1 pseudogene is annotated in these 2,858 nt (G+C 77.1%); it reads right to left on the bottom strand.

Annotation, left to right across the window (positions count from 1 at the left end):
* Positions 1 to 2,858, bottom strand: a pseudogene (locus JNW87_RS36975) (helicase-related protein); the annotation flags it as partial.

The following is a 2,858-nucleotide window of genomic DNA, read 5'->3' as shown; positions in this document are numbered from 1 at the left end:
GCGGTAGCGGGTGCGCGGCGCGGACGGGCGGGACCGGTGCGCGCCCCCGCCGCCGAGCGCCGCCCGCAGCGGGGCGAGCGTGTCGTTGGTGAGGTGACCGGCCCAGACCAGGTCCCAGACGGCGGCGGCCAGCGCCGCGTCGTCGGTGGCGCCGACCCGGTCCGACAGGGACCGGAAGAAGAGCGCCTGGCCGTCGGCGAGCGCGTCGAGCACCGCGTCGTGCAGCGGCGTGCGGGTGAGCGCCTCGTCGGGCGGCGGGAGCAGCAACGGCGCGGCGTCGGCGTACGCCAGGGTGATCCAGCCGTCGCCGCCGGAGATCGCCCCGGACCCGGCCCAGACCACCTCGCCGCTGGCACAGAGCTCGTCGAGCTGGGCGGGGGAGTAGTCGGCGACCCGGGCGGGCAGCACCAGGCGTTCCAGCGCGGACGCCGGCACCGCCGCGCCCTGCAACTGCTCGACCGCGGCGGCGAGCGCCTCCACGCCCCGCGCCGACGAGCCGACCTGCTGCCAGCGGGGCAGGAACGCCGCGAGGGCCCGGGGCGGCACCGGCTCGATCTCCCGGCGCAGCGCGGCCAGCGAACGGCGGCGCAGCAGCCGCAGCACCTCCGCGTCGCACCACTGGGTGCCGACGCTGTCCGGGGCGAACTCCCCGGAGACCACCCGACCGGTGGTGGCGAGCCGGCGCAGCGCCTGCTCCACCACGAACACCCCGAGCCCGAACCGGGCGGCGCAGGTGGCCGCCGCGAACGGGCCGTGGGTGCGGGCGTACCGGGCCACCAGGTCGCCGAGCGGGTCCGCCACCGGCGTGAGGTACGCCTCGGCCACCCCGACCGGCAGCGCCACGCCGAGCGCGTCGCGCAGCCGGGCGCGTCCTCGACGCCCACCCAGCGTTCCTCCCCGGCGATGCGGACCCGCAGCACCCGGCGGGCGGACTCCAGCTCGGTCAGCCACTCGACCGGCGCGCCGCGCTCGGCCAGCTCGGCCTCGCCCAGGTCGCCGACCACCCGGAGCAGCTCGACCACGTCCTCGGCGTCGCGGGGGCGGCGCTGCTCGGTCAGCCAGCGCAGCTGCCGCTCGGTCTCGGCGAGCACCGTCGGTCGAGCAGTTCCCGCAGGTCGACCCGGCCGAGCAGCTCGCCGAGCAGCCCCGAGTCCAGGGCCAGGGCGGCGGCCCGGCGCTCCGCGAGGGGGGCGTCGCCCTCGTAGAGGAACGCCCCGACGTAGCCGAAGAGCAGCGAGCGGGCGAACGGCGAGGGCCGCTCGGACTCCACCTCGACCAGCCGCACCTTGCGGGCGGTCAGGTCGCGCATCAGCTCGGCCAGGGCCGGCTGGTCGAAGACGTCCTGGAGGCACTCGCGGGCGGCCTCCAGGGTGACCGGGAAGTCGGCGTACTCGCGGGCGACGTCGAGGAGCTGGGCGGCCCGCTGGCGCTGCTGCCAGAGCGGCTGGCGGCGGCGCGGGTCGCGGCGGGGCAGCAGCAACGACCGGGCCGCGCACTCGCGGAACCGGGCGGCGAAGAGCGCCGAGGTGCCGACGGACTCCTCGACGAGCTGGGCGATCTCGTCGGGGTCGAAGACCACCACGTCGGCGCCGGGCGGCTCGTCGGCGGTGTCGGGCAGCCGGACCACGATGCCGTCGTCGGAGGGCATCACCTGGGCGTCCACGCCGTACCGCTCGGCGAGCCGGCGGCCGATCGCCAGGGCCCATGGGCCGTTGACCCGGGCGCCGAGCACCGAGTGCACGGCCAGCCGCCAGTCGCCCAGCTCGTCGCGGAACCGTTCGACGACCACCGTCCGGTCGTCCGGCAGGGAGCGGGTGGCCACCTTCTGCTCCCGCAGGTACGCCATCAGGTTGCCGGCGGCCCAGTCGTCCAGCCCGCCGGCGCGCAACGCCGCCGTCGCGGTCTGGTCGTCCTGCCGGAGCAGGGCGCGGACCCGGGCGCCGATGGCCCGGCCCAGCTCGACCGGGCGGCCGAGCTGGTCGCCCTTCCAGAACGGCATCCGGGCGGCCTGGCCGGGGGCGGGGGAGACCAGCACCCGGTCGGGGGTGATCTCCTCGATCCGCCACGACGAGGAGCCGAGCAGGAAGACGTCGCCCACCCGGGACTCGTAGACCATCTCCTCGTCCAGCTCGCCGACCCGGGCGGCGCGTTCCGCCCCGGCCAGGAAGACCCCGAAGAGACCCCGGTCGGGGATGGTGCCCCCGCTGGTCACCGCGAGCCGCTGCGCGCCGGGGCGGCCGGTGAGCACGTCGGTGGCCCGGTCCCAGACCAGCCGGGGCCGCAGCTCGGCGAAGGCGGTCGACGGGTACCGCCCGGAGAGCATGTCGAGCACCGCGTGCAGGGCGGAGTCGGGCAGCTCGGCGAAGGGCGCGGCCCGGCGGACCAGCACGGCGAGGTCACCCAGCCGCCACGGTTCGAGCGCCACCATCGCCACGATCTGCTGGGCCAGCACGTCGAGGGGATTGCGCGGGTAGTGCAGCTCCTCGATGGCGCCCTCGGCCATCCGCTCGGCGACCACCGTGCAGGAGAGCAGGTCGCCGCGGTGCTTCGGAAAGACCACGCCGCGGGAGACCGCGCCGACCTGGTGCCCGGCCCGGCCGACCCGTTGCAGGCCGGCGGCGACGCTCGGCGGCGCCTCGATCTGCACCACCAGGTCGACCGCGCCCATGTCGATGCCGAGCTCCAGGCTGGAGGTGGCGACCACGGCCGGGAGCTGGCCGGACTTGAGCGCCTCCTCGATGTGCTTGCGCTCCTCTCGCGAGACGCTGCCGTGGTGGGCCCGGGCGATCGACCGGGGCCGCGCCGGCCGCCGCGCCGGACTGCGCCATCACCTCCGCGGGCTGGCGCGCGCCCGCACC

Source organism: Micromonospora sp. ATA51 (assembly GCF_016802855.1).
GTDB classification, from domain to species: Bacteria; Actinomycetota; Actinomycetes; order Mycobacteriales; family Micromonosporaceae; genus Micromonospora; species Micromonospora sicca.
The sequence above is the reverse complement of the archived record's forward strand: the minus strand, read 5'-3'. Positions and strand labels throughout refer to the sequence as shown.